The 232-nt window shown below is 63.4% G+C and carries 1 protein-coding gene; it reads right to left on the bottom strand.

Annotated features, from left to right (window positions below; translation table 11 throughout):
• On the bottom strand, window positions 1–229 hold a 229-nt coding region (locus tag R0J92_RS27120; RefSeq protein ID WP_411053964.1), incomplete at its 3' end, for an alcohol dehydrogenase catalytic domain-containing protein.
• Window positions 230–232: the final 3 nt, after the last annotated feature.

Genomic DNA, 232 nt, shown 5'->3' with positions numbered 1-232 from the left:
AGGAGATGGGCAACGCGGCAGCCCTTGCCATGTCCAGGCCCTCGGGAACCAGCCACGTTCGCGAAGCAGCAACGGCCCAGAGTCCTGCATGCGACCCCTGCAGGCTGAAAGCAGCGACCTTGTCGCCGACGGCCCGCATCCTTACGTCTTTCCCAACACTCACGACCGTACCAGCCGCGGCATAGCCTACCACCCAACGTAGGGGCTGCGACGTTGTTCTGCGATTGATCAG

Source organism: Tritonibacter sp. SIMBA_163, from assembly GCF_046535935.1.
GTDB lineage: Bacteria > Pseudomonadota > Alphaproteobacteria > Rhodobacterales > Rhodobacteraceae > Epibacterium > Epibacterium scottomollicae.
Note: the sequence above shows the minus strand (reverse complement) of the source record. Positions and strands in the feature narration are given on the sequence as shown.